A 25730-nucleotide genomic window follows, 5' to 3' on the forward strand; every position below is an offset into this window, starting at 1 on the left:
GATCGCAATGTATAATCTAGTCCGCATCAGCTGAATTTTACATTTATCATCTATCGCATTTTTTTTCTAAATTAGTATTAAATTAATAAAAAAGCTTGTATCGATGAATCAAAGCGTAAGTGTTGCTCCGAACCTACAAGAACACACTCATGAAAATCCTACTGTTAGCAAAAAACAGTTATTTGTAAAACAACTAATTGTCCTTGCCTTAGAAATACTTCTGGCATTACCTCTAGGCTTATTCTTAGCAAAGTTTCACATTGGTGGAATTGCCTGGATATTTGCGGGAATTGCATCTGGTACAGTGGTTCTTCAAGGGTGTAGAGTTTTCTATGAAAATTCACCTAAACCTAACCGCACTGCGAGAAAAGTGGGAATGGCACTTGTCGGCTTAACTGTCGGTGCTTCCAATAACCACACTAATCTCGCTAGTGTTGCTTCTGGTATTCCCATCTTTATTTTTCTCACCTTATTTCTGCTGATGAGTGGAACTTGCATTGGTTATATTTACTCTCGCGTCAGTAAAATTAACCTCTTGACAGCAATGCTGGCTACAGTTCCAGGTGGTGTAGGAATTATGGCAGCGATCGCTGCCGATTACAATCGAAATGTCACCTTAGTTGCCCTAGTTCAAGCGATTCGCGTCACCTCAGTAGTTTTTCTGATTCCCTTCATCGCTAGAACATCAGTTGGTAATTACTGGAATCTACAAACAATCAATGTCAAAGGTGCTTTGCTTAGTTTCGAGCCATCTCAATTAGGATTACTCTTATTGGTATTGCTAATCACTGGATTAGTAGTTTATCCCGCTATTTTATTTAAAATTCCCGCTGGCGATTTTTTTGGTGCATTGTTAATTGGTATTGGGTTTAATCCTTTACTAAATTCCCTACCTTTTGTAAGTGATATTAGCTTTACTCCACCACCAATAATTAACTTATTTGGTCAAATGCTGTTGGGAATTACTATTGGTGAGTATTGGGGAGACAAACCCAACTTTACCAAGCGAACTATTGGTTATGCCTTGATGTCTGTAGCAATGACTCTCGGAACCGGAGCGATCGCTGCTATACTTGCCATGCAATTAACTTCTTGGGACTGGTTAACCTGTCTTTTAGTTACAGCACCAGGAGGCTCAGCAGAAATGATTTTAGTTTCACTAGCATTAAATCATAATGTTGAAATTGTTACAACTGGTCATTTAGTCCGATTAATAGCGATTAACAGTTCCCTACCTCTTTGGGTATTTTTGTTTCGCCGTCTGGATGAGAAACTTTCAGAACCAGTTTAATTGGGTATGGGACATTGGTTTTTGACAATTTCAAAGATGGATTCAGAAGGCAGTCCCGATGAAACAAGTTTCATACTCAAGCATGAAAATGCGATGTGAGACTGATCTATCTTACCTTCTGCCCTCTGCCCTCTGCCTTTCTTTGTAATGGAAAAGGGGATTTAGACCCCAAGCAAAACTTGTTACTTGATACTTCTAGGGGTCTATGGTTGCCAACGGGAACAGGAAATAGAAAAAACTGTTTCCCCAACCCCGTTCGCTTTTTTGATGACCAATGACCAATGACAGCTTATTAGCTTATTCTTTTGTTATCCAGGTACTAAGGATATTTGAGATGGTTGCCGAAATCCAAGAACTTGAAGCGCAGCACTGGGTTAAAACTCGTTCTTCCCTCGACCCTAAAGAATCGACTTTCCTGATTTGGAAAGGTAAAATTTACGCTTTTATCCCCGGCAAGAAAAGACAACTTTTATTTAAAATACTGGGATTGAGTGTCAGCCGATGTATTCCCACAACAGAAGGTGGCTGGGATTTTACTTCTAGGGAATTGACTTACTACCTGAATCCACAGACAGATGAAGCTTTGACGAAATGGGAGAATCCTTGGACAGGCGAGACGGTTCCGGTGATTCACGTGGCAAATAATCCCGTGCAGGGTATGTTTAAGGGAAATTTTCCAGCTCAAGTAGATGGTGAGAGTACAACTTTCATTTTTGATATATTTCCTTATTACCCCAATCCCCTAGCAGACGATCCCAAATTTGCCGAATACAGCCCACATCCAATTTATCAGGCAGCGGAATTATTTAAATTAACTGTGCCAACAGCAGATTTATTCAATCCGGCACTCTCTTCAGTTTCTGAACTGAAACTGAGTTGGGATAGAATAGGCCAATGGCTTCCCTGGATGAAAATGGGCGATCGCTCCGGTCAACTGATCTACAGTGCTGTTGGCGGTAAGGTCAATGGTTTATCAGAACTACCCCCATTACTCCAAGACGAAATTAATAACCGTATTCCAATATATAAACAAGCTCCACAAGCATTGATAGATGGGGAAGATATGACTTCCTGGTTATACTTCCAAAAGCATTTTCAGTCTTATTTGGCTGGTGAAATCTTCCCCCTTCCCCAAGCCGAGGAGTTTTGAAAAGAAGTCATTTGTCATTTGAATTGACTATTGTACAGACGCGATTAATCGCGTCTCTAGCAATGACTAATGACCAATGCCCCATGCCCCATGCCCCATTCGGAGATAGTATGGCTGTTCCCGAACCCCAAGAAGAGCTTCTAGAAGAGATTCTGGTAAAGTTGAAGACGGATGACCGCTTGCTAGGTGTAGCGATCGCTGGTTCCTATTTAACTGGAGAAATGGATGAGTATTCCGACCTGGATCTCATTATTGTTGTAGATGATGTTCATTATCAGCAAGTTTTACAGGAGCGTCAGCTTTTAGCCAGCAGACTGGGGAAACTGCTGGCTGCTTTTACTGGCGAACACGTCGGCGAACCAAGATTGTTAATCTGTCTGTATGACAGTCCTCTTGTACACGTCGATTTGAAGTTTTTGCTTTTACAAGATTTCCAAACAGACCGCATAGAAAATCCTATTGTTCTCTGGGAGCGAGGAAATTTACTAACCTTAGCTGTTTGTGAGAATCCACGAAACTATCCACCCTTTGATCCACAGTGGATTGAAGACCGCTTCTGGGTGTGGGTACACTACTGTGCAACTAAATTAGGAAGAGGTGAACTATTTGAAGTTATTAATGCTCTTTCTTCTATACGCGCCATAGTTCTAGCCCCATTAGCCAAGGTGCAAGCTGGACTGCTTCCACGCGGTGTCAGGAATTTAGAAAGGGAAATTCCATCTTATCTGAGCGATTTTCGTGAGACTATTCCCGCTAAACACGACGCCCAAGAAATTGCGCGATCGCTCCAATATACCATTCGCTTTTACTGCCAACTTCGCTCGACATTAAAAAATCCAGAGTTAATTATCCGCTCTCAAGCAGAAGCAGCCTCTACAAAGTATCTCCAAACAGTAATAGATGACTTCAAATCGCGCTAAGAAAACGGTTATCTGAGCCAGAGGACTGGGAAATCTTCCTAGTCCCTAGTAGTCCATTAATTTTGATGGGTTTGTAGTGAGCGATAAATTCTCTGTAGAGACGGCAATTTATCGCGTCTCTCTAACCGTCAAAATGAATTTGACAGACCACTAATCCCCAATCCCAAATTTCGCCTCTTGACCTAAACAATCAAATAGATGTAAACCCAAACGTTGGGAAAGTTCTTCACAGACTTTTACCCCGCGCACACTATTACCACGCGCATCCAGTGGCGGCGAAAACACGCCAATGCCCATTTTATTGGGTACAACAGCAATAATCCCGCCACAAATTCCGCTTTTCGCCGGAATACCAATTTTATAAGCCCACTCACCTGCAAAGTTGTACATCCCACAGGTATACATCACACTCAAAATATCTTTGATATGGGGCTTATCTACCGCCTGTACTTTAGTGATGGGGTTCATACCTCTGTTAGCGAGGGTAGCCGCCATCACTGCTAAGTCTTGACAATTGACCATCACAGCACACTGCTGAAAATAAAGATCCAGCGCTTCTTCAATATTCCGATCGATCATGCCAAAGTTGAGCATCAAGTGCGCCATTGCGCGGTTGCGATGTCCTGTACTGCGTTCTGAGGTAAAAATTGAAATGTCAACTAACATATCGCGGCCAATATATCGCTTAAACATCTCCAGCATCCGATTCAGGCGTTCCGTGGGATCAGATCCTTTGATTAAGCTGGTGGTGGCGATCGCCCCGGCGTTTACCATTGGGTTATAAGGTCGCTTCGATTGCTCATCCAAAATAATGGCGTTGAATGCATCCCCTGTGGGTTCGACGCCAACTCTAGTTAATATATAATCCCGTCCATGATCTTCTAAGGCCAGCCCATAAGCAAATACCTTGGAAATTGACTGAATAGTAAAGAAATGCTCATAGTCCCCAACTTTGTAAATCTGACCATCTACTGTGACAATGCAAATACTGAACAATTCCGGATTTACCTTGGCCAATTCTGGAATATAGTTTGCTACTGTACCCTCCTGCAATGACTTGTACTGGGAATACAACTCGTTGAGAACAGTTAATAATGACGATGAGTCTATTTCTCAATCTCCTTCATTTACTTGGTTTAGTATGAGGCTGATAGCATTTTACGAAATACCTGCTACATATTCATAGCGCCCCTACAGAGAATTTATCTGTTGCAAAAATTTTGAAAAATGCTCTGACAACTTGCACTCAAAAATCATACTTGAGTAAGTACTTAGAGGTAAATAGGCTATTTGTGCTTTTTATTACAAACAATAAATTTATCCAAGCGATCGCCAAGCTTTTCTAATTTTTTGACGATTAATCACAAAAAAGATTAGCTTGAGTATTATCCTTTTTTTGATACACAGTAATACTGCTAGAACAAGTTATATATGCTACTAGTTTTAACCTAGTAAGGGATGATACAAGTCATGGTTAATTTAGCTAGAAAAAACTGCAAAAAAAAGACACTTAATTTCAAGTAATTCGCATACTTATTTTATATCTAAGTCCCATGACAACTTATTCTGACAAAAATCTAAAGATTTAATTAAATAAGTAATTTTGAGTATTTATGCCGATGCCTTTTAATGAAAGTTATATTAATTTACTTCGGTAAATGAACAAGAATATATGTTATTTAAAATACACACTTAGTTATGAGCATTATAAACAGATGTGAACAAGGTATCATGAGTTTGGTTCACAAAAAATGTAAAGTTTTTTTAATAAAAATTTGACTTGCCGAAAAAAACGTTACATAGCTAAAATCCGCACTTGAGCAAGGTTTCACCCTTGAAATGACAATTTGAATTTGATTAAGTTGCCGAGAATTACGCTAAAACCCTGATCCCCAAGCCAAAAGGTTCATGCTAGTCTGTTGCAGTTACAAAATAAAAAGTGTAAGCGGAACGAGTTCGAGTTTTACGAAGGGAATTCACTCTCACTAGTAAAAAATCCCGCGAATCATAAAGACTTAAGTTTTCTTAAGTTCTACAGTCGCTTTAAAATTGGACGCATGAATCAAAGACATTTTTGGACTATTGTTGCTCTATCTGTGACTGTTTTGGGTATACCTACAGTTGGTTGCACTCAAACCACCAAGGGGAATGCACTAGCTTCCCAAAAATCACCAGCCTCTAATGTGGTGAAGGTGGGAGATTACAAATCAAGAGCAGGGGAACAAACCTTGGATGCTGTGATTACAGAAATTCATCCTTACAACATTGGAGGACGTAAGGCGGCAACTCTTTATATCAAAAATATTCCTGTTCTGACGTTTTTGAGTTCTATACCAAATACGAGTGTTGAGACTAAAAAAGTTGGTGCAATGGTGGGAAATGGGGGCGTACAATCATACGCCCTTATTGCTAGCAACCCACTCAAAGCTGGGAATATAGGAAATGGGAACGGTGGCAATAATCAGATTAGCGCTGTTGACAATGACCCGGTTGAGATAGCTGGTGTAATTGCAGCTAAGATCAACCAATTGAACCGGGAAAATGTAGACGCGAGTCAGATTACAGTCAGTTGGAAAGCAGGGGGCGGATCTACAGTTGCAAATCTTGCCCAAAGCAAGAGCAACCCCGTGCAAGTAAAATCTGGCGATCGCTATACAATCAAAGTTAACGGCCAAGAATTGGTAGAAATCAATGAAGGTACGCGACTAGCAGATACCACCAACAATCTCGCTCAAGATGCATTGCAAGCAACTAATCGCTTCCGGAGACTACTAGGCAATGCATCACCCCTAAAAGAGATTGCGAATTTACCAGCGCCTCTGCCATTATCAATGCCTAAGCTACCTCAACAGATTAGCGTTGGAGGCGTGCGAATCAGCTTCAAAGGTATGGCTTCCTATTACGGCTATGATGGTTCCGGCAATCGTACTGCTAGCGGTCAGAGATTCAACCCAGAAGAAATGACCGCCGCCCATCGCAGTTTACCCTTTGGTACACAAGTTCGTGTAACTAATACCAGCAATGGTCGCTCTGTCATCGTGCGGATTAACGATCGAGGACCTTACATTCGGGGTAGAATCATTGACTTGTCTGCTGGTGCTGCTAGGGTTCTAGGAATGATGGGCAGTGGCGTGGCACAAGTACACGTTGAAGTCTTGGGTAGATAAAGGGACTGGGGACTGGGGACTGGGTAATGGGGACTGGGGGAGAGAATTTCACCCCATAATCTCACCAAACCTCCCCTCCCACACTCCTAGTACCCAGTACCCAATCGCCAATCGCCAATACTTAATTCCTCTAGCTCAACCATCTCTTCCTTCGATTTCAGATATAAACTAGCGGGGGAGGGATGAGAGAACTAGGGGTATTTTTGTGCGCCTGCTGACAACAGTTGCGGCTTTACGCTGCTATTTAACTAAACGCTGCTTGGAAAACAAGCTAACTGCAGTTCCAGAAAATCTGGCGCTGGATGAGATGAATGGCTTGCACCAGACGGCAATCGGTCTGGTGCCGACAATGGGAAATTTGCATCAAGGTCATTTAAGCTTGATTCAACGGGCGCGGCAAGAAAATTCCACGGTGATTGTTAGTATTTTTGTCAATCCCTTGCAATTTGGTCCCAATGAGGATTATCAACGTTATCCCCGCACTTTAGAACAAGACCAACAACTTTGCGAACAAGCTGGGGTGGATGCGATTTTTGCGCCGACTCCGGAAGAAATGGCTGTACCACAGAAGAGTATACAAGAATCAAAAGTTACACAAGTTATCCCCCCATCTGCTATGATAACAGGCTTGTGTGGTCGTTCTCGGCTGGGTCACTTTCAGGGTGTCGCTACGATTGTGACCAAGCTTTTCAACTTGGTACAGCCTGACCGAGCCTACTTCGGTCAAAAGGATGGCCAGCAACTGGCAATTATTAAGCAGTTAGTAGCTGATTTAAATTTGCCAGTAGAAATTGTTGCGTGTCCAACATTACGGGAAGCGTCGGGTCTTGCCTTAAGTTCTCGTAATCAATATTTGACTGCAACAGAAAAACAGCAAGCAGCGGTGCTGTATCGTGGCTTGCAAAAGGCTGAAGCTGCGTTTCGGGCAGGCCTGCGCGATCGCAACAAGTTGATCGCAATAGTACAGCAAGAAGCGAGAATGGTCAGCACGGTTTTAGTGGAATATATTGAATTGGTTGAACCGACTACGTTGATGTCTTTACAAAAAGTTGAGGAGGAAGGAATGCTGGCGATCGCAGCTCGTCTGGGTTCTACACGTTTGATTGATAATATCATTTTGCGCGATCGCCAACCTATCATCGCCATTGATGGTCCAGCGGGTGCTGGAAAATCGACTGTGGCGCGTCAAGTGGCAGCAAGCCTGAATTTAGTCTATTTAGATACAGGAGCAATGTATCGGGCTGTTACTTGGTTAGTGTTGGAAAAGGGTATTGCCATTGACGATGAGTGTACGATCGCTGAATTAGCTAATCGCTGTCAAATTGAACTGACTCCCACCCAGGATTTAAAATTTCCGGTGCGGGTTTGGATTAATGGTACTGATGTTACCGAGAAAATTCGCACGGTTGAGGTCACATCCCAAGTATCGGCGATCGCAGCACAAAGCTATGTACGTCAAGCACTGGTGAAGCAACAGCAAAGCTGGGGGAAAAAAGGTGGTTTAGTCGCTGAAGGTCGGGATATCGGCACTCATGTGTTCCCTGATGCCGAAGTGAAAATCTTCTTAACCGCTTCTGTGAGTGAACGGGCACGTCGCCGCCAGCAAGATTTTAACAAACCAGGTCAACCCGAAGTTAGTTTAGAGCAGCTGGAACGTGACATTGCCGAACGTGACTGGAAAGATAGTACACGTAAGATTTCTCCTTTGCAAAAGGCAGCAGATGCGATCGAAGTTCAAACCGATGGTTTAGAGGTGTCTGAAGTTACGGCACAAATTGTTAGCTACTACCAGCAACGTTTATCTGAGTGGTAATCACCACGATTATTTGCTATTTAGTTTGTTAGTACAAAAGGGTGGTGGGTGAGTGATTATTCACTTACCATCCTCAAAACAGCACCCGAAAATCATCTAAAATATAGAATATTAAATAATAAGATTCCACCAAAGATATATAATCTTAGATTACTTTCAAGTATTAAAATACCTCGCTTTCGACTGACTTTTGATATTGCAATTAATCCTACTAAAGGTAGAAGTCTGAAAGCTTTAATTACTAAATGCTAATTAATTATCGGTCTCTAGCTGGGAAATATTAGTCATTTTTATTTATAATCATTCTTTCCTCGGAATTTGGCTAATTTTACTTATTAGAGGAGTAGTTTGTTTTCGTCTTCACTTTGGTAGTAGAATGACCTTGTTAAGTTTTATGTTTGATCGTGAAAGACATAAAACTGCCAAAAATAAAAGCTGTTAATTTTATAAGCTTCTGCAATAGCTTAAAAACTGGAAACCGCTAAAGAGAGGATCGCATCATGGCATTTGTACAAGCCCCACTACCCTTTGACATTAATGCTTTAGAGCCATATGGTATGAAAGCTGAAACTTTCGAGTATCACTATGGCAAACATCATAAAGCTTACGTAGACAACCTGAACGAGCTAACTGAAGGTACAGAACTTGCTAATAAGTCCTTGGAAGAAGTGATCCAAATTTCTTTCAAAGACTCCTCTAAAGCAAAAATCTTCAATAACGCTGCCCAAGTTTGGAACCACACCTTCTTTTGGAATTCTTTGAAACCCGCAGGTGGCGGCGCACCCACTGGCGACCTCGCAGCCAAGATTGATAAAGATTTTGGTAGCTTCGACAAATTCAAAGAAGAGTTTTCTAACGCCGCCGCAACTCAATTTGGCAGCGGATGGTCTTGGCTAATTGATGATGGTGGTACCCTGAAGGTGATTAAAACACCAAATGCAGAGAACCCTCTAGCTCATGGTCAAAAGGCACTCTTAACCTTAGATGTTTGGGAACATGCCTACTACATTGATTACAGAAATGCTCGTCCAGCGTTCATCAAGAATTTCTTAGAAAATTTGGTGAACTGGGACTTTGCTGCTGAAAACTTGGCTCAAGCATAATCAAGAGAAGACCAAAAAATAAATTATCCAACAAGTAGGGGCACGGCAGTGATGAAATGTCTATTTCACGAAAAGTCTGCCGATGCCCTAACTTTAGGGTATGGGTATTTTTGTGTAAAGCAAAAATATAGCGACTCTCATTTGAATAAGTTATGCAGTTAGGGGCGCACATCTGTGTGCCCCTACAGTATAGATATTAATTTAGCATACTGAGTACTGAAGACCCCTTTTTACTATTTAAGCTAATTGAAATTTCGGTTGGCGAACCATTTAAAGTACTTATCCTGAAGTTGCAAAAAAGAAATAAACTGTTACAACATCAAAGATGTAGAATTTTTGTTAAATTCACCCAGCATCTACAGTTTCATTTCATCGTCATAAGGTACTCAGCATGACTGCAATCTCTCCAAAGGCATCTTCAGCGCTTCCCGATTTTTCTGAAGGTATTCAATATTTTGGTGAAGCACTACCAGGTTTTGAAACTTACGGTGCAACACCTGCTATCGATTCGGGCAAAGTAGCGATCGCATCTCCCACAGAACCGAATGCAGTATATCAAACTTTACTGGCTGCTGATGCCCTCCGCTACCTGACTTTACAAGTTACTGGTAGTAAGGCTTCTGGGCATCCCGGTGGATTCGCCAGTCAAGCTGAAGCTTATGCATCTCTGGTCATGCTGGGATACAAAAATATTATCACGGAAGTCGGACACCACGCCCCCGGATTTTACAGTGCGATGTTTCTCGATCGCTCTTTGGAGGATATGGGAATTTTTACAGTCCAACAATTGCGCGATCGCTTCCGAGAAAAGCACGGACTTTTAGGACACCTTTCTGGTTATATTCCCGGTATTCTCGCACCTGCTGGACCTTTGGGACAAGGACAACACTTTGCAATGGCGGCTGCACTGTTGCACAAAGATAAATTATTTCCCTTTACAGTTGGGGATGGTGGATTGGGTGAGCCTTATATTGTCAGTGCGATCGCCCACTTCCATACAGCTTATCCTGCTGTCACTAATTTCTTGCCGGTGTTGGTGTGGAACGGTTACAGCCAAGAACACCACAGCATGGTTTCTCTCAAAACCAACGAACAAATGCAAGCATATTGGCAAGGTAACGGTTTTGATGAAGTCGTGTTAGTGGATGCCAAAGATTTTGACGATCGAAACCAACCAGGGGATTACGTTGATAGTACTGCCTTTTCCTTTGAGAAACGCTTAGCATTTACCCAAGCAGTGCTTTCGGGTATAGATAAAGCAGCGCGATCGGCACTGGGTGGTAAGCTTACTGTTTTTATCATTAAACAACTTAAAGGTGCAGGAGTTCATGCGCGGGGTGCAAAATCTCACAACCTTTATCCGAAAGATACGCTGGATGCGCCACACATTGTTAGTGCATTGCAAACTCGTGCTTTGTCTGCGGAAGCTTGGCAATTAGTCAGAACAAATGCCGAACGCGCAGGTGGTGGCCCCGCAGCCAAAACAGTGGTAACAGAATTTGAATTACCATTGCCAGAATTAGGCGAATTACCTTTAGAAGAATATGCCGTTGGTGGCGAACCAAAAGTTTCTACAACAGCAATGGGACGATTGGTAGGAATAGTTGGAAATAAAGATGGAAATTTTCTGGTCACCAACGCCGATGGTAATGAAGCATCGGGAATTGCTAACATTAACCAAGCATTAAAAATTATCCATCCCACAACCGACGACTTATATAACCAAGCACCAAACGGACAAGTTTACGAACCATTGAGTGAAGATGCTTGTGCCGGTTTAGCTGCGGGTTTGGCGTTAATGGGTGCGAGAACTTTGTGGTGTTCTTACGAATCTTTTGCCATCAACGGATTACCAATTTGGCAAACTGTCACCCAAGCAATGGCAGAATTGCGCCGTCCCACACCCTCGACTATTACTTTATTCACAGCTGGGGCATTAGAGCAAGGGCGCAACGGTTGGACTCACCAACGTCCAGAAATTGAAGCTTACTTTGCTTCCTTGATGCGAAATGGAAATATTTTTCCATTATTTCCGCCTGATGCTAATAGTATTCAAGTCTGTTATGACTGGGCATTGAAAACTAAGAATAAGGGAATTGTGATTACAGCAAGTAAGTCACCATTGCCAATTCGTACAACTTTAGAACAAACTCGTCAAGGGTTGCGCGATGGTGCGGTGTTGTTACATGAAGTCGCTGGCGATAAACAAGTTGTGTTTGCTGTAATTGGTGATTTAACATTAATACCTGTATTTGAAGCTGCGGCTTTCTTAGAAAATGAAGGTATTGGCGTTAAGATAGTTTCTGTAATTAATCCTCGGCAATTGTACCGTAGTGATGATACTGCGTGGGATACCTGTTCTGAACCCGAAGGCGGTTTCTTGGATGATGCGAAATTTGCCGAATTATTTGATGGCGATGCGCTAATTGCGGTGACAGGTGGTGCGGCGGCGATGCTAGAACCGATTCTGTTAAGGAGTAACGCGAAGCGCGACACTTTCGCTTGGAAACGTGGCGAAACTACAGCCAGCGCTGGCGAGTTGATGGCATTTAATGGATTGACTGCCGAAGCTTTGACAAAAAGAGCGATCGCATTAGTGCATTAATATTCTATGTAGTCTGGATGTACTATTCCTATCTAGTCTAAAGCTGGGTAGGAATTTTTACGTTCAAAAAATTGGGATTATTACTTAAGTTAACTATTATAGTTAACCGTTATTGAGTCTAAAATGCTACAGTTTTTTTCATACCTAACTTAAAATAATAACTCTTAGACGTGATGCCTTCAAACTTCGACTTGAGACTACAACATTTAGAAGACAACATTAGACAAGACCAGGATTTACTCAAAGAGTATGAAGATTCCTTGCGGTATGAAGATGATCCACGTCGCAAGGCTAAGTACACAAGAGAAATTGAGCAATTGCGCGAATCGGCTAATCGCTATCAGAAGGAATACGACGAACTACGAGTGCAGATAACTGGCGAACCAACTGTACAAATGCAAAATGTAGCCATTCAATTGCAACAGATAAACACCAGAATAGATAGATTATTTGCTGGTCAAAAGGCAATTTATGAAAACATTAATCACTTGCGTCAAGGACTACTAGATCGTTATAACGCTGGTGAACAGAACATAATTGCAGCCATCACTGAACAATTAGATCAATCTCAAATGTTTATGATTTCTACTGTTTTAGATGCCATAGAAACAAACAAAATAACAGAGCAAGAAATGCAGCTTATTTTCCAAGGAATACAGCAAAATATAACTAAATTACAACAAAATGGTACTGCTTTACCTCCGAGTCAAACAGCATTAGTGGAAGTTATCAATGCCCCTGGATTAGATTTCAAGCACAGGTTGAAAGTTGGTATACCTCTTATTCCTTTTATTTTGGATTATGAAGGTGAAGTAGAACTGGGAACAGGAATAGACCTAAAAGCAGCTTTGCAAGCGTTGATGATGCGATTTAAAGGAAACTAAATAGTGGATTTACATCAGCAACGAAAACAAGATTTAAAAGAACATATAGATAAAGACTATATACTACAAAAGGAACTAGAAGATGAATTGCGCCTTACTCAAGAAGTACAACCCAAAGCAAAATTAAAAAAGCAAATTAGTGAAGTAAAATGTAGAATTAAGGAATATCAAACTGAATTTAATTATTTATCAAATTCTCAACAAGAGCAGGATTTACTTGTTAATGCAATGGCAAATATTACATTCAGAGAGTTGGATATGGTTACTGACGGAATCCTTAGTATGCCCGTAGAATTTGATGAAAGCTATACTGTTGTTCCAGTAGTTAGAAAAATGTCTCAAAATGAACTGACTGGATCTGCTCAATCAAGACTAACGAGCGGTGTGATCCAAGCAAGAATGGTTGGCAAATTTGTTGAGAATATGGTTAATGTAATTCCTGATTTTCCTGAAAAGCTAAAGGCAGGATTCGCTAGGGAGTACCACAATCTTCGAGCAGCAGGATTGACGGGAAATGCTCTATTGGATGCTTTGCATGAGTTTTCTTGCAATCGTAGTCTAGATTATGACCTACGAGCAGCTGGTTTAGCAGTGCTGTACTATCTATTTGAGAAGTGCGAGGTGTTTGAGCGATGATTCTTCCTACAAAACATATCTCTACCAGTCACTCTCTATTAGGAGTAGGTGCTACAATACTAGAACAATTGTACCAGCCAAGAACAGTTTCATCACTTTGGAGTGCTGTTGGTACCATGCCAGAAGTTGCAACATTTGAACGTTTTGTTTTAACTCTTGATCTTCTATACGCTATGGGAGCAATTGAGATGAATACAGGATTACTTCGTAGGTGTCAACGATGATTCATGCTGTTCGTTGTAATCATGCATCATTCAAAACGGTAAAGTTTAGACCTGGCTTTAACGTAGTTTTAGCAGATCGCACAGAAGACTCTGGCAGAAGAGATTCCCGTAATGGATTAGGTAAATCTACTCTCATTGAAATTATTCATTTTTGTCTTGGAGGTACAATTACAACAGCCAAAGGACTTGGTTCTAGAAATATTCGTGGTTGGGCTTTTAGTTTAGAGCTTACACTTGCAAATCAAATTATCACTGTTACAAGAAATACTGATGATCGGTCTCAGGTAGTAATTGATGGAGATACTGCTAACTGGCCTATTCAGCCAAAAGAACAAGAAGGTAAAAAAGTTCTAAGTTTGGAAGACTGGAAGGCTGTTTTGGGAAATCTAACATTTGGATTAACCATTGATAATGAAGCTAAGAAATATAAGCCTACTTTTAGAGGACTGATTTCTTACTTTATCCGTCGAAGAAGAGACGCATTTTCTACACCATTTGAGCATCACTCAAAGCAACCTGGATGGGATAAGCAAGTTAATAATGCTTTTTTACTAGGTCTTGCTTGGGAAGAGGTAAGAGATTTACAACTTTTAAAGGATAAACAAAAATTAATAGCAGAGATTAAAAAACTTAAAAAAGATACAGAACCTGGAGTTGTAATTGGCATTTTTGGTTCTCTCGGTGAACTTGAAGCTTTAAAAGTTCAGGTAGAAGCACAATTACGTGAAAGAAAAGAAACTCTTAACAATTTTAGGGTAGCGTCCCAATACCATGAATTAGAGGCAACTGTTAACCGTTTAACCTCACAAATTCACGAAGCAACAAATAAAAAGATTATTGAAAATAAATTACTGGAGTTTTATCAATCTAGTCTTGATTCAGAGGATGAACCAAGACCAGAACAGGTTGTTCGTATATATGAGAATGCAGGTGTTGAGTTACCAGGTTTAGTAATTAGAAGACTAGAAGAAGTAGAAATATTTCATCGCAGACTAATAGAGAATCGTCGGGAGTTTTTAGGAAGTGAAATTCAACGGATTAGAAGGGAAATATCGTCTAGAGAAAGTTTTATTAGAGAGAAAACTAATGAGCGTGCCGAACTTTTAGAAGTGCTAAAGACGCATGGAGCTTTAGAAGAATACACAATGCTACAAGAAATTTATCTTGATGATGTAGCTAATCTCAATGAAATTAATAAGCGCATCGAAGAATTAAAACAATTTGAGGAGCAAAACAGTACCTTAAAAATTGAAAAAGAACAGTTACTACAACGCGCACGTCGTGACTATGGAGAACGGAATGAGCAAGCAGAACGTGCTATTAATTTATTCAGCATTAACTCTCGATTTCTTTACGACGTTCCAGGAACACTTGTTATTGATGTAGGAAGCAATGGGTTTAGTTTTCGAGTAGAAATTAGACGTGATGGTAGTGAAGGGATCGATAAGATGAAGATATTCTGTTATGACTTAATGTTGGCGCAACTTTGGTCAGAGCGTGACCCTTCACCGCGCATATTAATTCATGACAGCACAATTTTTGATGGTGTAGATGAGAGACAGGTATCCCTTGCTCTACAATTAGCTGATAGAGAGTCAAGAAGGCTTGGCTTTCAGTATATCTGTACATTGAATTCAGATATGGTTCCACGTTCAGAGTTCCCACTTGATTTTAATTTTGATTCTTTTGTGAGACTAAGACTTACAGATGAGAATGAGGAGGGAGGACTACTAGGCATTAGTTTTTAGGTAACAATGTAGATTTAAATATTAAGAATGTACTTAAGATTTTACACAAGGATGGAACCATGACTAATACTCAAAAGATGGTTCGCTTAAACTTAGATTTGTCACCTGAACTAAATCAGATATTAGACGAACTAGCAAATAAAATAGGCACGAGTAAAAGTGATGTTCTGCGTCAGGCTATAACCTTGATGCAAATCATGGTTATAGCTAAAGAGGAAACCAAAAAATTAGGAGTTCTAGAAGCAAATCAATTGATAGTGAATGAAATCATTCTCTCATCTGAGCAGCAGCCAAAAGCGCATCCACTAGACACTTTTATGGAAAGGCTGGGCCCTTGGGAAGATGAACGTACTGCTGAGGAAATAGTCAAAGATATTTATGATAGCCGTACTATTTCTAACAATGACATTAGTCTATGACTTATTTACTTGATACCGATACTTGCATTTATTGGATTAAAGATATTAATTCAGTCAGAACTAAAGTTAGAGAAATAGGATGGGAGCAAATTTGTATTTGCAGTATCACGGTTGCTGAGTTATATTTTGGTGCTTATAATTCTCAACGAGTAGTGGAAAATTTAGCTCGTGCAGAAGACTTTATTCAAAACTTACCTGTTCTACCTTTAACTGATCCTGCTCTCAGAAAGTATGGTGAATTCAAGGCAGAACTCCGTAAAATAGGACAAACAATTGCTGAATTTGATTTACTAATTGCTAGTGTTGCACTTGCAGAAAATTACACTTTAGTAACAAACAATACTCGTCATTACGAACGCATCAACGGACTAAAACTGGAAAATTGGACTCTGCCTTAGAAACTCAACATTAGTTAGTCCGGTAGGCTGTATATGCTGTTCCTAACCCAGCATCCTCAGTAGTTCAATCAGAAATAAAATTTCCTGCACGATGGCATAAAATGGCAAAAACTGCCATATTATAGCCAGCGCTGGCGAGTTGATGGCGTTTAATGGATTGACTGCTGAAGCTTTGACGAAAAGAGCGATCGGGTTAGTGCATTAAGGCTGGATTTTGTAAGTAGAAAAGTATGAATTTTAGCCGAATATATACGCGGATAGATGCCGATAGATTGGCATTTTGAAGCGTATATTTACGGTTATTTTTATAGTTTTAATGTATTAGCATATAAATAAAAAATTAATAACACAAATTCTATGCTATCGGGATTTATCACTTGTGAGAAATCCGGGAGAAATGACATACCAATGCCTGTAATTTTACCACCGTTGTACAACATCGCGTGTTTTGGTTCAATCTTCTTACCAGTGGTATATTCATAAACATCAGTAGACTTCTTGCAAAAGTCGGGAACTCTTAACAGGGAACTGTTAACATGGAACAATCCCAAGTTTTTACTGTTGCCTGTTGCCTATTAAGAGTTACCTACCATAAAATCATCGTCAGAGCGGAAATTCTTTTAGTTCGGTTCCACTCTCAGATAAAATTGTGTAGCGACAAACTTAGTATCTCTCTTGATCGGATCTACATTTTCTACTACCTCAGTTTGACCTACAGCAATCAAACCTTGACCGAAAATTTCGCTTGTTGCTGCGTCAATTTGTTTTTGTGTTGCGCCCGTTTGACTCAAATCGATTGACGAAACTTGAGAAATCTTCGGCTTATTTAGAAGCAGCTGAACTGTGGAGAAGCAAGGAGTTGTGATGCAACGAATGCCATTGTCTTTTAGTCCCACAAAAGTACCTTTCGCTGGGGCATCTGTAGCGGCATAGAAGGCTTCTTTTACTCTCAAATCACCAAACTCACCGAAGCCAGGAAATGTTACTGGAACGATGTTACCTCTGAGAATCACACGGCTACCATCATCATTTTGAATTTTTACCAGTTGGTAAGGTGAGACTTTCAAGGAACTCCAATCAATTGCAGTAACATAACATTCCTCACGAAAAACACCATCAGCGCAAGGAGTAGCTTTTAAGTTGACTTGCTTGATGAAATATCCCCCACATATAGGAGAAACACATTTGCGGAAATCTCTTCGCACCGTGTAATATCCCCACTGTGGAAAGTCTTGATTTTTGACAGTGACTGCAACAGAATCAGTAGTGTCTGGAGCAGAAATATTTTGCGCCGATACTTTGGAGGAAAATCCGTTGCTAACTATTATTGCGCCTAATAGAGGAATAATCGAGTATTTGTAGTTAAATGAGTGTTTGTTCATGGGAGGTTTAGATTTTATTTGAGGGTTAAATACCTTTGTTAAAAGCAAAGTTAACAAGGGAGTTGGAATACGAGAATTTTTATACTACTGACAATAGGTTAAAAAAACCTTGTGGGAAACCTTAAAGGAATTTTAAGAACTCATTGTTTTAGCCAAACTTTGTCCCAGAATCACCTGATTTTACGCCCAATCTCTGCATTTAGCCAAAACTGTTCTTGTGCGATCGCACAAGAACAGCAAAAGCTGACTCAAGCAGATCGTTGAGTTTGTAGACTCCGATTTTGAGTGTAACCTGACTTTTGAATTAATCTCGCATCGGTTCACACCTGGGTCAAAAGAAGTTTTACGATAATCCTAGCGCTTACCTATATTTAGGTAGACGCTAGTATTATTTACAGCAACGTTTACAATTTGCCTTAAGAGCGATCGCCATTCAGAGTGGGGCTTGCGTTCGTCTACTCACTCCATTTGATTAAACAGGGCGGATTCTACCAAAGAAGCACTAACGAGTAACAACCGCTACGAACATCCTTTGGTACTGACAACACAGCTACATTATGGAGAGAGGTAAATCCCTCTTTGAAATCAATGCAACTTTTTACAATTATCTATGAATCTGTAATAGCTGTGGGTAACTGTTTGTCAAATCTATATTTAAATTTATTTTCGATAACTAATAGCTCATAGAGCCTGAAAAGTCTTTTAAATCATACTCATGATCCAATCAAACTTAAAACTATCTATAAAAACGAAAGCGTATTTTTATAAGTGCAATCATTTATCGTTTTAGACGACTATTGATACCCTTCATATTTGGCATGCTGGTGTTAGTTCATCCTCAAGTTTATTACAAACTTCTTACTGTTCACACAGATATCGGTTCTTATTTTTAATTATTAGTACAGCAACCATTTTAGTGAAAAATGCTTTGTATGAAATGTTTATAAAACGTCTCAACATTGTCCGATTTATCTTTGGGCTGAAGCCGAACGATATCAACAAGTAAAATAAAGATAACAATAAAACTACTAAATCGGTATGTCTCAAGTTTCTATTATCATTCCTACTTTAAATGAAGCAACTAACTTAGGGCAGACATTGCGCCAACTGACTTTACTTAACCCTCCTCCTGACGAAGTGATAGTGGTAGATGGTGGCAGCCAAGATCAGACGGTGACAGTTGCAAAGCGAATTTTTGAGTCATTTAATCAAACTTTGAATGTACAATTTCTTTTATCTCAAAAACCAGGGCGTTCTCTTCAGATGAACTATGGAGCATCAGCAGTAACTGGAGATATTATTTGCTTTCTTCATGCAGATACTTGGGTTCCAGATGATCTAATTACCGTCATCAACAAGACTCTGGCAGAACCTACCGTTGCCTGTGGTGGGTTCATTTCTCTGATGTCAGGATCTCAAACAACTCGTTGGGGTATCTCTCTACATAATTATTTAAAAACCTATTACGCACCACTGTTATTTAAGCCTCACCTATTTTTCCGAGGATTGCATCTGTTGTTTGGGGATCAAGTAATGTTCTGTCGTCGGATTGATTTTTGGGATTGTGGCGGATTTGATGAGGCATTGCCAATTATGGAGGATGGAGATTTATGCCTGAAATTAGTTAAAAAAGGACGTATTTATCTAGTAAATCGGATTGTTCATTCCTCAGATCGTCGCGTAGCCAAATGGGGTAGCCTCAAAGCAACTGCAATTTACCTTTATATTGGCCTTTTGTGGGGGATTGGCGTTAATGCAAATTATCTTAAACAGTTTTATCAAGATATTCGCTGATTTAAGCTCCAGTCATAGTCAAGATAGGATATCCGCGTTGAGGTATTAAGGGGATAGTCTGTTTTTAAGTAGGAGCGAATGTATTCGGGAATCGAGGGTGCAACCTTTAAAAAATCCTGACGATACCACTTCAAGATTTTATTACAGTAAAGTGTTTTGCTCTCGATGTCATAACGGACTTTTTCAGGATTATTTATGAAACGACGTGCATCTTCATCTAATTGCTGATTGACTTGCTCAGAAAAGTAGGCTCCCGAACGTAGTAAAGGACAACCAACCGAAGCACAGACGATCGCAAAATGAATTCGTGGCTCTTGCAATTTTTCCCGTAGAATAGAGTTCTCTATTTTAGCTAAACTATAACTTTCCCCAAACATATAATAAGCGCGACGTTGGAAGAACCACAAAAAAGCTAGCCAATTGGGAATCCCTAAAATTCGCGGACGAATCGATTCTATCGGGTATCTCTCTAAAATTGTTGAAATGGTGAACGCATTGTAAAGGTTGATCCACAATGCCAATTGTTCGAGATTGTTGCTATTAGATTTAAAAGCCAGATTTTTTTGGTAGAGTAACCAATCTGCAATTGCTTGGGGTTGTTCTTTTTTCCAAGCTACATAGTCTACACGACCCTGCTGATTAACATACTGACGCAACAATCTGTCCCAAGGTTCAAAATCAATCATTATCGCTGTGTTGATATGTTAGCCGTTATTTTTACCCATAACAATCCAAATTGAGAAATAAAGCGATTAAACCAATTCGCAATGACGCTCGTTCCTCTCTACGAGACGCGCAAGGAACGCTACTGCAACGCTTACACAATTCGTAATTACATGAAAGTCACTCTTATTTAGATTTAGGGGTTCATTGGCGCTGCCGTCATTAGGCTCTTGACTTAAACCCCCAAAGTTTGTTAATCCGCTTTCATAGACTAAACAGGCTAGCAAAGGCATAGTACAAGAAAGTATGACAATGTAGATTATTGCATACCCGTGTTTTATCTTCACCATTTTACAGTGTCAAGAAAAGTCGTGCTTTTAGTCTACATAATCTGTTATTATTGGCTCTTCAACAGTGTTATCTGAACCTATTGGGCGGCTACCATCTACCTCTAGAGTATCCTGAACTTGGAAATTACTCTTAGCAATCGGACGTTCACCGTCTATGTCAAGGATGTCCTCAACCTCTAAATCACTAGGGTCAATTGGCCGCTTTCCGTCTACATTTAGCATGTCATATTCTGGAAAAGCGCTCTTAGCAATTGGGCGTTGACCATCTATATTAATTGTTTTATCATAATCGGTTTCATTTTTCCCAATTGGACGCTGACCATCTATATTAATTGTTTCTTTTATTTCAAAATTACTTGGATCGACTGGACGTTGACCATCTATATTAATTGTTTTATTTGTCTGTATATGTTCGTTAGATGAGGAATCTATATTAGTTTCATCCCCTATTTGCTGCTGATCTAATTGATTTTTAGCACTATCAACTTCGTTTGTATTATCCATGTTTGCCATCGTGATTCTAAGATTATTTATCTACTACCAACATGACCTTAAGAATTGTATCTTTTTCAGCAAATACACTGACAATTTAGGTAGAAAGCAGAAAAATTATGATTAATCTTGCAATACCTTTATCTAATTTAAATAGAATACTCATGTAGGAGTAAAAAAGCCTCTATCACAGCACATAATGCATCTATGACTTGAGAGGGATTTGTCGTCTCTTAAGAAACATACAGCAGGAGAGAAATGTGGTTTTCTTGCAGACATTAATGCCGGAAACTTATTTTAAAGATGGCGTACATCAGTCTAAAAGAGCTACCAAACCGAATCTTCGCACCAGATTTCCTACCAACACGCCACTCATCACTCCTATAGCCGACATGAGCAGCACTTTCGGCAATCACTCGTGAGAATCGATTGCTCTTAGGGGATGGACTACCCTCCATAAGAGCGATCGCCACTTTCTCCATGTTCAAAGCGAGTTTTTTAAGCTAGAAGCTGTTTTTTCTGGATTTCCTGAAAACGGAAAAACTAAGATGCTTTTGATTTTTGGATTATCAACTAATTCTTTTAAACGACCAAACTGCCGATCTGTAATTGCAATTCCGGCATATTTTTGAGCGTAATTTAATTCTTCAACAAAATTACTATCATTATAAGCTTGAATAAATACGCGATCCACACCCCATTTTTCCCAGTCAGCCGCAAAATATTTTTTAGCCCAATAAGGATTATGATGACAAATATCAAAACTCACTGACCCATTAGCTACTTTCATTGCAGTTGCCATTTGTTGCACAAATTTAGTTAAATTTGCAGTCCGATCAACTTTTCCTGGTAACTCAGCATAATAACCTAGATAATCATCCCATTGAACTGCATCGATATTTGGATATTTCTTGACAAACTCTACTAATATGTTTCTAAAAAGATTAGCAACTTCAGGAATTTCCACATCCAGTACATAATGATCAATTCCAGAGTAGGTTTTATCCACTCCTGGAACAATCCATTTCCGATTAATCGCTAAATCAAAAATCGGGCTATTTTTATCTATTTTAATACCCTTTTCAAAATAAGCATGAACTTGCATTCCTTGTTTATGTGCTTCGTCTATCAACCAATTTAACCATTGCTCTTGAAACTGGTTTGGACAACTTTTATATCCAAAGCTTTGCTGCATAACCTCACTATTATACATCGTACAACCATTCCCCCAAACACCGTGAATAATTGTATTAATTCCTTGAGAGCGATAGTAACGAACTCTTTCACGAATCGTTTGTTCATCAACATTATTGGTAACTTGATAGCGAGTTAAATAAATTCCTCTAATAACTTTCTTTTCCCAAGGTGTTTGAGGCGATTTGATTTTTTCTTTTAGGATTACTTGTGGTAAAGTTTTGTTGTTGTTAGGAGCTAAAGTTGGAGTAATCTTTTTTGCAGAAACTGACGGAACTATAGAAGCAGTTGGAGTAATAGTTGGAGAGCTATTTATAGCAGGATTCAAAATATGTATATTGATCTTCTTGCTATTATCTAAAAGCTTGCTTATTTCTAGATATCCTCTCTGGCTAAACCACCAATAACCACCTCCTAAGATAATTAGGATTATAGAGATCGGAATATTTGAGCATCCACTTGGCTCTTTCTTTTGACTCGGCATATAAAACTCCAATTTAGTTTTTGACAATATACTAAGACTTAATAGCCTGTTTCGTTATACCAATTCTTTATGAAGATGCATAGAATTCGATCCCCCCTAACCCCCCTTTATAAGGGGGATTTAGGGGGATCGAGATATCTGCAACTTCACATTAAATTGGTATTACGTCGTTCTTGTAGTCACTACAGGTAAATTTTCTGCATTTGCTAAGAACAAAAAGCAGGAGTGAAAGTCAAACAACCACAATGATCTGGCATACTTACGTAAGGCTATAGGGAATCAATAGGTGCTGAAAATCACAGCTAACCACTTTTCAAACAACCTCTTACCTCTCTTTAATATTTAGATATTTTTCCCGGCAATATTAAGTCTTTCAAACCTATATAAAACTCTTCTTTTGCATGTGTAACAGCTTGAATACCTGCTTTAATTTCTTCAGCAACATGGTATCCATTTACGATGCCATTATTCGCCTTTGCTTTTTCTACAATAGTAAGAGCAGGTCCAAGAATATCAGCGTAATGCAGTGCATCATGTTTAATATGATCGTCAATGTACTTCCGATTTTTTTTCTTTTTATTAACAACTTCTAGAGAACATTTTTCGGTAATTATAAATACTTCTGGAAATAATTTGTCTCTTCCTAATTGTATCTTTTGAAACTCTTTTACCAGATATATCTCTGTCGCAGCTAACATTCCTGCTAAAAAATAACCATTTTTCTCTATTATTAGTTTTTTCAGCGGTTCGCGGTGGTTTCCAATAGTTGAATCCATCGGCTTCTCAGACTTGAGATCGATACTAATCGCTTGACAATAATCCTGCCGCCATGATTCGTGTGAATTTTCAAATACCTGAACACCATTGGCAATACCCATCTCATCTTCATAGTTATAACGAAATTCATCAGCAAGCTCTTCGTGACCAAGCTTACAAAGAAGAGTTTCACCATGCATTAAAAGTTCTATAAACCAGTCGGCACTAAAGTAGTGCTGAACAACGAAGTTCTTGAACTCTTGGCGATTCACATTTGCTTGGGCAATTGCATTTAAAACTGGGTTATTGGTTACAACTTCTTTGATTTCTTTATAGATAAATCTCGAAAAATCATTTTTGATTTCTGAAGAGATTTTTTTAAATGTGTCTTTGCGCCAACTATTACGAGCAAATGTATAATTATCGGAAACATAATTACTGTCTATATTTTCTTCAAAATCAGCAATTTCTGTGAATATATTTGATGATTCTTCGGTTATCTGAAAACTATGCATACTGGATTCTATTTTTTTATATATGAAATTAAACTAATGACATAATAATAGTTAAAGATTAATAAATTATGATGAATTGTTTAAATCTAAATAACCAAAAATATAAATTAATTTAAAGTTGATCTTTATTGGAATACTTCTGCCACGAAGTCTTGTTTGCAATTGCCAGTCACTTTCTGCGCTGCATCTTTAAGTAGAAGAGTTACATTATAGGTTGGGGTTTTATTTTTTTCTAGAGTGGTAAAACTTGCTAGAGTAAATTTTTAATGATTGAAATAGGCGTAAATAGGTAAACCAAAATTTTCAATAATAACGAATTTACTAGGTTTAAGTTTTTGCTCTAGCTAGCTTTGCCACTCTAGAAGAAAATTATTCATCTGTTGAAATCACTATAGTTAGCAATCTAATGTATTTTCTAGTTCCCAGGGAGTGATGTAGCTACTGTATTCATTCCACTGTTGGTGCTTCAATTTTAAATAAGCTGAGATTAAACGTTCTCCGAGGCTGTGGGTAAGAACTGTGTTTGCTTTTAGGCAGCGTAATGCATCTAATAAGTTTGTTGGTAACTGTTTTACCCGATCTAACGGAAGCGGATCTGTATAACTATTATTGTCATAACGTGGTCCTGGATCGCGTTTTTGGGAAATTCCATCAAGTCCAGCAGCAATAAGTGAAGCAGGTAGTAAGTAGGGGTTAGCTGCACCATCAGCAAGACGAAACTCAAAACGCCCAGCATCAGGAATGCGAATAGCATGAGTGCGGTTATTGCCACTGTAAGTAATAGTGCTAGGAGACCAAGTTGCCCCCGAAGTAGTGACAGGTGCGTTAATTCGTTTATAAGAATTGATTGCCGGATTTGAAAAAGCACACAATGCCTCAGCAGAATGCAACACGCCTGCAATGAACTGGTAAGCTAAAGGTGAGAGTCCCAGTTCTCCCTGTGCGTCGTGGAAGAGATTTACCTTACCTGCGGTATCCCAGATAGACAAATGAGTGTGGCAGCCATTACCGGTCAAATGGGAAAAAGGCTTGGGCATGAAGGTCGCGCGCAACCCGTGCTTTTCGGCAATTGTTTTAACCATATATTTAAAGAAGGCATGACGATCTGCGGTGACAAGGGCATCAGCATACATCCAATTCATCTCAAACTGACCGTTTGCATCTTCATGGTCATTTTGGTAAGCACCCCAACCAAATGTCAACATAGCATCGCAGATTTCATGAATCACTTCATAGCGACGCATCAGAGCTTGCTGGTCGTAGCAAGGTTTGCTTTGACGATCGCGCAAATCAGATATACTGTTATCTTCGCTATTCAGTAGAAAATATTCACACTCTACTCCTGTGCGGACGCTATAGCCTAAATCTTGGGCTTGTTGAAGCACACGTTTAAGCACTAGTCTGGGTGTTTGTTCTATGGGTTGTCCATCCACAGTGTAAAGATCCGCACTCATCCAGGCAACTTCAGGTTTCCAAGGTAATTGAAACAAACTGGCTCTATCGGGGATCGCTAAGATATCTGGATCTGCCGGAGTCATATCCAGCCAAGCCGCAAATCCTGCAAATCCTGCGCCATTAGCTGCCATATTATCAATGCTGGCAGCAGGCACAAGTTTTGCCCGTTGCACTCCAAATAAATCTGTAAATGAAATTAAAAAATAGCGGATACTATTCTCCTGTGCGATTTCCGAAAGTAATTTAGTCAAGTCGCTTTACTCCAATTAAAAATTCAAAATGAAACT

23 protein-coding genes are annotated in these 25730 nt (G+C 39.5%); 15 read left to right on the forward strand and 8 right to left on the reverse strand.

What is annotated here, in order from left to right:
* The first annotated feature begins 103 nt into the window (after window positions 1–103).
* The 3 genes from ACFG4S_RS12060 (at window position 104) to ACFG4S_RS12070 (ending at window position 3361) form a co-directional block, all read left to right on the forward strand.
* Window positions 104–1291, forward strand: coding sequence for an AbrB family transcriptional regulator (locus ACFG4S_RS12060; protein ID WP_392535022.1), 1188 nt, complete (start codon window positions 104–106; stop codon window positions 1289–1291).
* Between the two features lie 334 nt (window positions 1292–1625).
* Window positions 1626–2441: a DUF1838 domain-containing protein gene (locus tag ACFG4S_RS12065; protein WP_392535966.1), complete on the forward strand. Its 816-nt coding sequence runs from the start codon at window positions 1626–1628 to the stop codon at window positions 2439–2441.
* Window positions 2442–2503: 62 nt separating this feature from the next.
* On the forward strand, window positions 2504–3361 hold the full coding sequence (locus tag ACFG4S_RS12070) for a nucleotidyltransferase domain-containing protein (protein ID WP_392535023.1): 858 nt from the start codon (window positions 2504–2506) through the stop codon (window positions 3359–3361).
* Between the two features lie 150 nt (window positions 3362–3511).
* On the opposite strand, the gene glsA is transcribed toward ACFG4S_RS12070, so the two are convergent.
* Window positions 3512–4471 carry a glutaminase A gene (glsA, locus tag ACFG4S_RS12075; protein ID WP_392535967.1) on the reverse strand — a complete coding sequence of 320 codons (960 nt, stop codon included), beginning with the start codon at window positions 4469–4471 and terminating at the stop codon, window positions 3512–3514.
* Window positions 4472–5418: 947 nt separating this feature from the next.
* Here glsA and ACFG4S_RS12080 point away from each other — a divergent pair.
* The 10 genes from ACFG4S_RS12080 (at window position 5419) to ACFG4S_RS12125 (ending at window position 16358) form a co-directional block, all read left to right on the forward strand.
* Window positions 5419–6528, forward strand: a complete 1110-nt coding sequence (locus ACFG4S_RS12080) for a septal ring lytic transglycosylase RlpA family protein (RefSeq protein WP_392535024.1) — start codon at window positions 5419–5421, stop codon at window positions 6526–6528.
* Window positions 6529–6733: 205 nt separating this feature from the next.
* Window positions 6734–8341: a bifunctional pantoate--beta-alanine ligase/(d)CMP kinase gene (locus ACFG4S_RS12085; RefSeq protein ID WP_392535025.1), complete on the forward strand. Its 1608-nt coding sequence runs from the start codon at window positions 6734–6736 to the stop codon at window positions 8339–8341.
* A 500-nt stretch (window positions 8342–8841) separates the two neighbouring features.
* Complete coding sequence (locus ACFG4S_RS12090; RefSeq protein WP_392535026.1) at window positions 8842–9444, forward strand: superoxide dismutase; 603 nt, start codon at window positions 8842–8844, stop codon at window positions 9442–9444.
* 391 nt (window positions 9445–9835) lie between these two features.
* Window positions 9836–12049, forward strand: a complete 2214-nt coding sequence (locus tag ACFG4S_RS12095) for a phosphoketolase (RefSeq protein ID WP_392535027.1) — start codon at window positions 9836–9838, stop codon at window positions 12047–12049.
* Window positions 12050–12222: 173 nt separating this feature from the next.
* On the forward strand, window positions 12223–12933 hold the full coding sequence (locus ACFG4S_RS12100) for a hypothetical protein (RefSeq protein WP_392535028.1): 711 nt from the start codon (window positions 12223–12225) through the stop codon (window positions 12931–12933).
* Between the two features lie 3 nt (window positions 12934–12936).
* Window positions 12937–13569 (forward strand): hypothetical protein, encoded by a 633-nt coding sequence (locus ACFG4S_RS12105; RefSeq protein ID WP_221706291.1) that lies wholly within the window; start codon window positions 12937–12939, stop codon window positions 13567–13569.
* Entirely contained in the window at window positions 13566–13793 is a 228-nt protein-coding gene (locus tag ACFG4S_RS12110; protein WP_392535029.1) for an ABC-three component system middle component 6, read from the forward strand. The genes ACFG4S_RS12105 and ACFG4S_RS12110 overlap by 4 nt, the downstream gene beginning before the upstream one ends.
* Window positions 13790–15541: an ABC-three component system protein gene (locus ACFG4S_RS12115; RefSeq protein ID WP_392535030.1), complete on the forward strand. Its 1752-nt coding sequence runs from the start codon at window positions 13790–13792 to the stop codon at window positions 15539–15541. The genes ACFG4S_RS12110 and ACFG4S_RS12115 overlap by 4 nt, the downstream gene beginning before the upstream one ends.
* Before the next feature lie 59 nt (window positions 15542–15600).
* A complete protein-coding gene (locus ACFG4S_RS12120) occupies window positions 15601–15960 on the forward strand; it encodes a ribbon-helix-helix protein, CopG family (RefSeq protein ID WP_392535031.1) in 360 nt (119 codons plus the stop codon).
* Entirely contained in the window at window positions 15957–16358 is a 402-nt protein-coding gene (locus ACFG4S_RS12125) for a type II toxin-antitoxin system VapC family toxin (protein ID WP_392535032.1), read from the forward strand. The genes ACFG4S_RS12120 and ACFG4S_RS12125 overlap by 4 nt, the downstream gene beginning before the upstream one ends.
* Before the next feature lie 620 nt (window positions 16359–16978).
* On the opposite strand, the gene ACFG4S_RS12130 is transcribed toward ACFG4S_RS12125, so the two are convergent.
* Window positions 16979–17740 (reverse strand): DUF6748 domain-containing protein, encoded by a 762-nt coding sequence (locus ACFG4S_RS12130; protein ID WP_392535033.1) that lies wholly within the window; start codon window positions 17738–17740, stop codon window positions 16979–16981.
* A gap of 111 nt (window positions 17741–17851) precedes the next feature.
* Here ACFG4S_RS12130 and ACFG4S_RS12135 point away from each other — a divergent pair, with 111 nt between their 5' ends.
* Window positions 17852–18004, forward strand: coding sequence for a hypothetical protein (locus tag ACFG4S_RS12135; protein WP_392535034.1), 153 nt, complete (start codon window positions 17852–17854; stop codon window positions 18002–18004).
* Window positions 18005–18778: 774 nt separating this feature from the next.
* Complete coding sequence (locus ACFG4S_RS12140) at window positions 18779–19534, forward strand: TIGR04283 family arsenosugar biosynthesis glycosyltransferase (protein ID WP_392535035.1); 756 nt, start codon at window positions 18779–18781, stop codon at window positions 19532–19534.
* On the opposite strand, the gene ACFG4S_RS12145 is transcribed toward ACFG4S_RS12140, so the two are convergent.
* From ACFG4S_RS12145 to glnT, 6 genes are all read right to left on the reverse strand, one after another.
* Entirely contained in the window at window positions 19519–20220 is a 702-nt protein-coding gene (locus ACFG4S_RS12145) for a DUF547 domain-containing protein (RefSeq protein WP_392535036.1), read from the reverse strand. The two genes, ACFG4S_RS12140 and ACFG4S_RS12145, sit on opposite strands and share 16 nt — an antisense overlap.
* A gap of 354 nt (window positions 20221–20574) precedes the next feature.
* Window positions 20575–21051, reverse strand: coding sequence for a hypothetical protein (locus ACFG4S_RS12150; RefSeq protein WP_392535037.1), 477 nt, complete (start codon window positions 21049–21051; stop codon window positions 20575–20577).
* Between the two features lie 266 nt (window positions 21052–21317).
* A complete protein-coding gene (locus tag ACFG4S_RS12155) occupies window positions 21318–21527 on the reverse strand; it encodes a hypothetical protein (protein ID WP_392535038.1) in 210 nt (69 codons plus the stop codon).
* Complete coding sequence (locus ACFG4S_RS12160) at window positions 21524–22717, reverse strand: family 10 glycosylhydrolase (RefSeq protein ID WP_392535039.1); 1194 nt, start codon at window positions 22715–22717, stop codon at window positions 21524–21526. The genes ACFG4S_RS12155 and ACFG4S_RS12160 overlap by 4 nt, the downstream gene beginning before the upstream one ends.
* 335 nt (window positions 22718–23052) lie before the next feature.
* Window positions 23053–23988: a hypothetical protein gene (locus tag ACFG4S_RS12165; RefSeq protein WP_392535040.1), complete on the reverse strand. Its 936-nt coding sequence runs from the start codon at window positions 23986–23988 to the stop codon at window positions 23053–23055.
* A 395-nt stretch (window positions 23989–24383) separates the two neighbouring features.
* Entirely contained in the window at window positions 24384–25694 is a 1311-nt protein-coding gene (glnT, locus tag ACFG4S_RS12170) for a type III glutamate--ammonia ligase (RefSeq protein WP_392535041.1), read from the reverse strand.
* Between the last annotated feature and the right edge of the window lie 36 nt (window positions 25695–25730).

It is taken from the genome of Nostoc sp. C117 (assembly GCF_043099735.1).
GTDB lineage: Bacteria > Cyanobacteriota > Cyanobacteriia > Cyanobacteriales > Nostocaceae > Nostoc.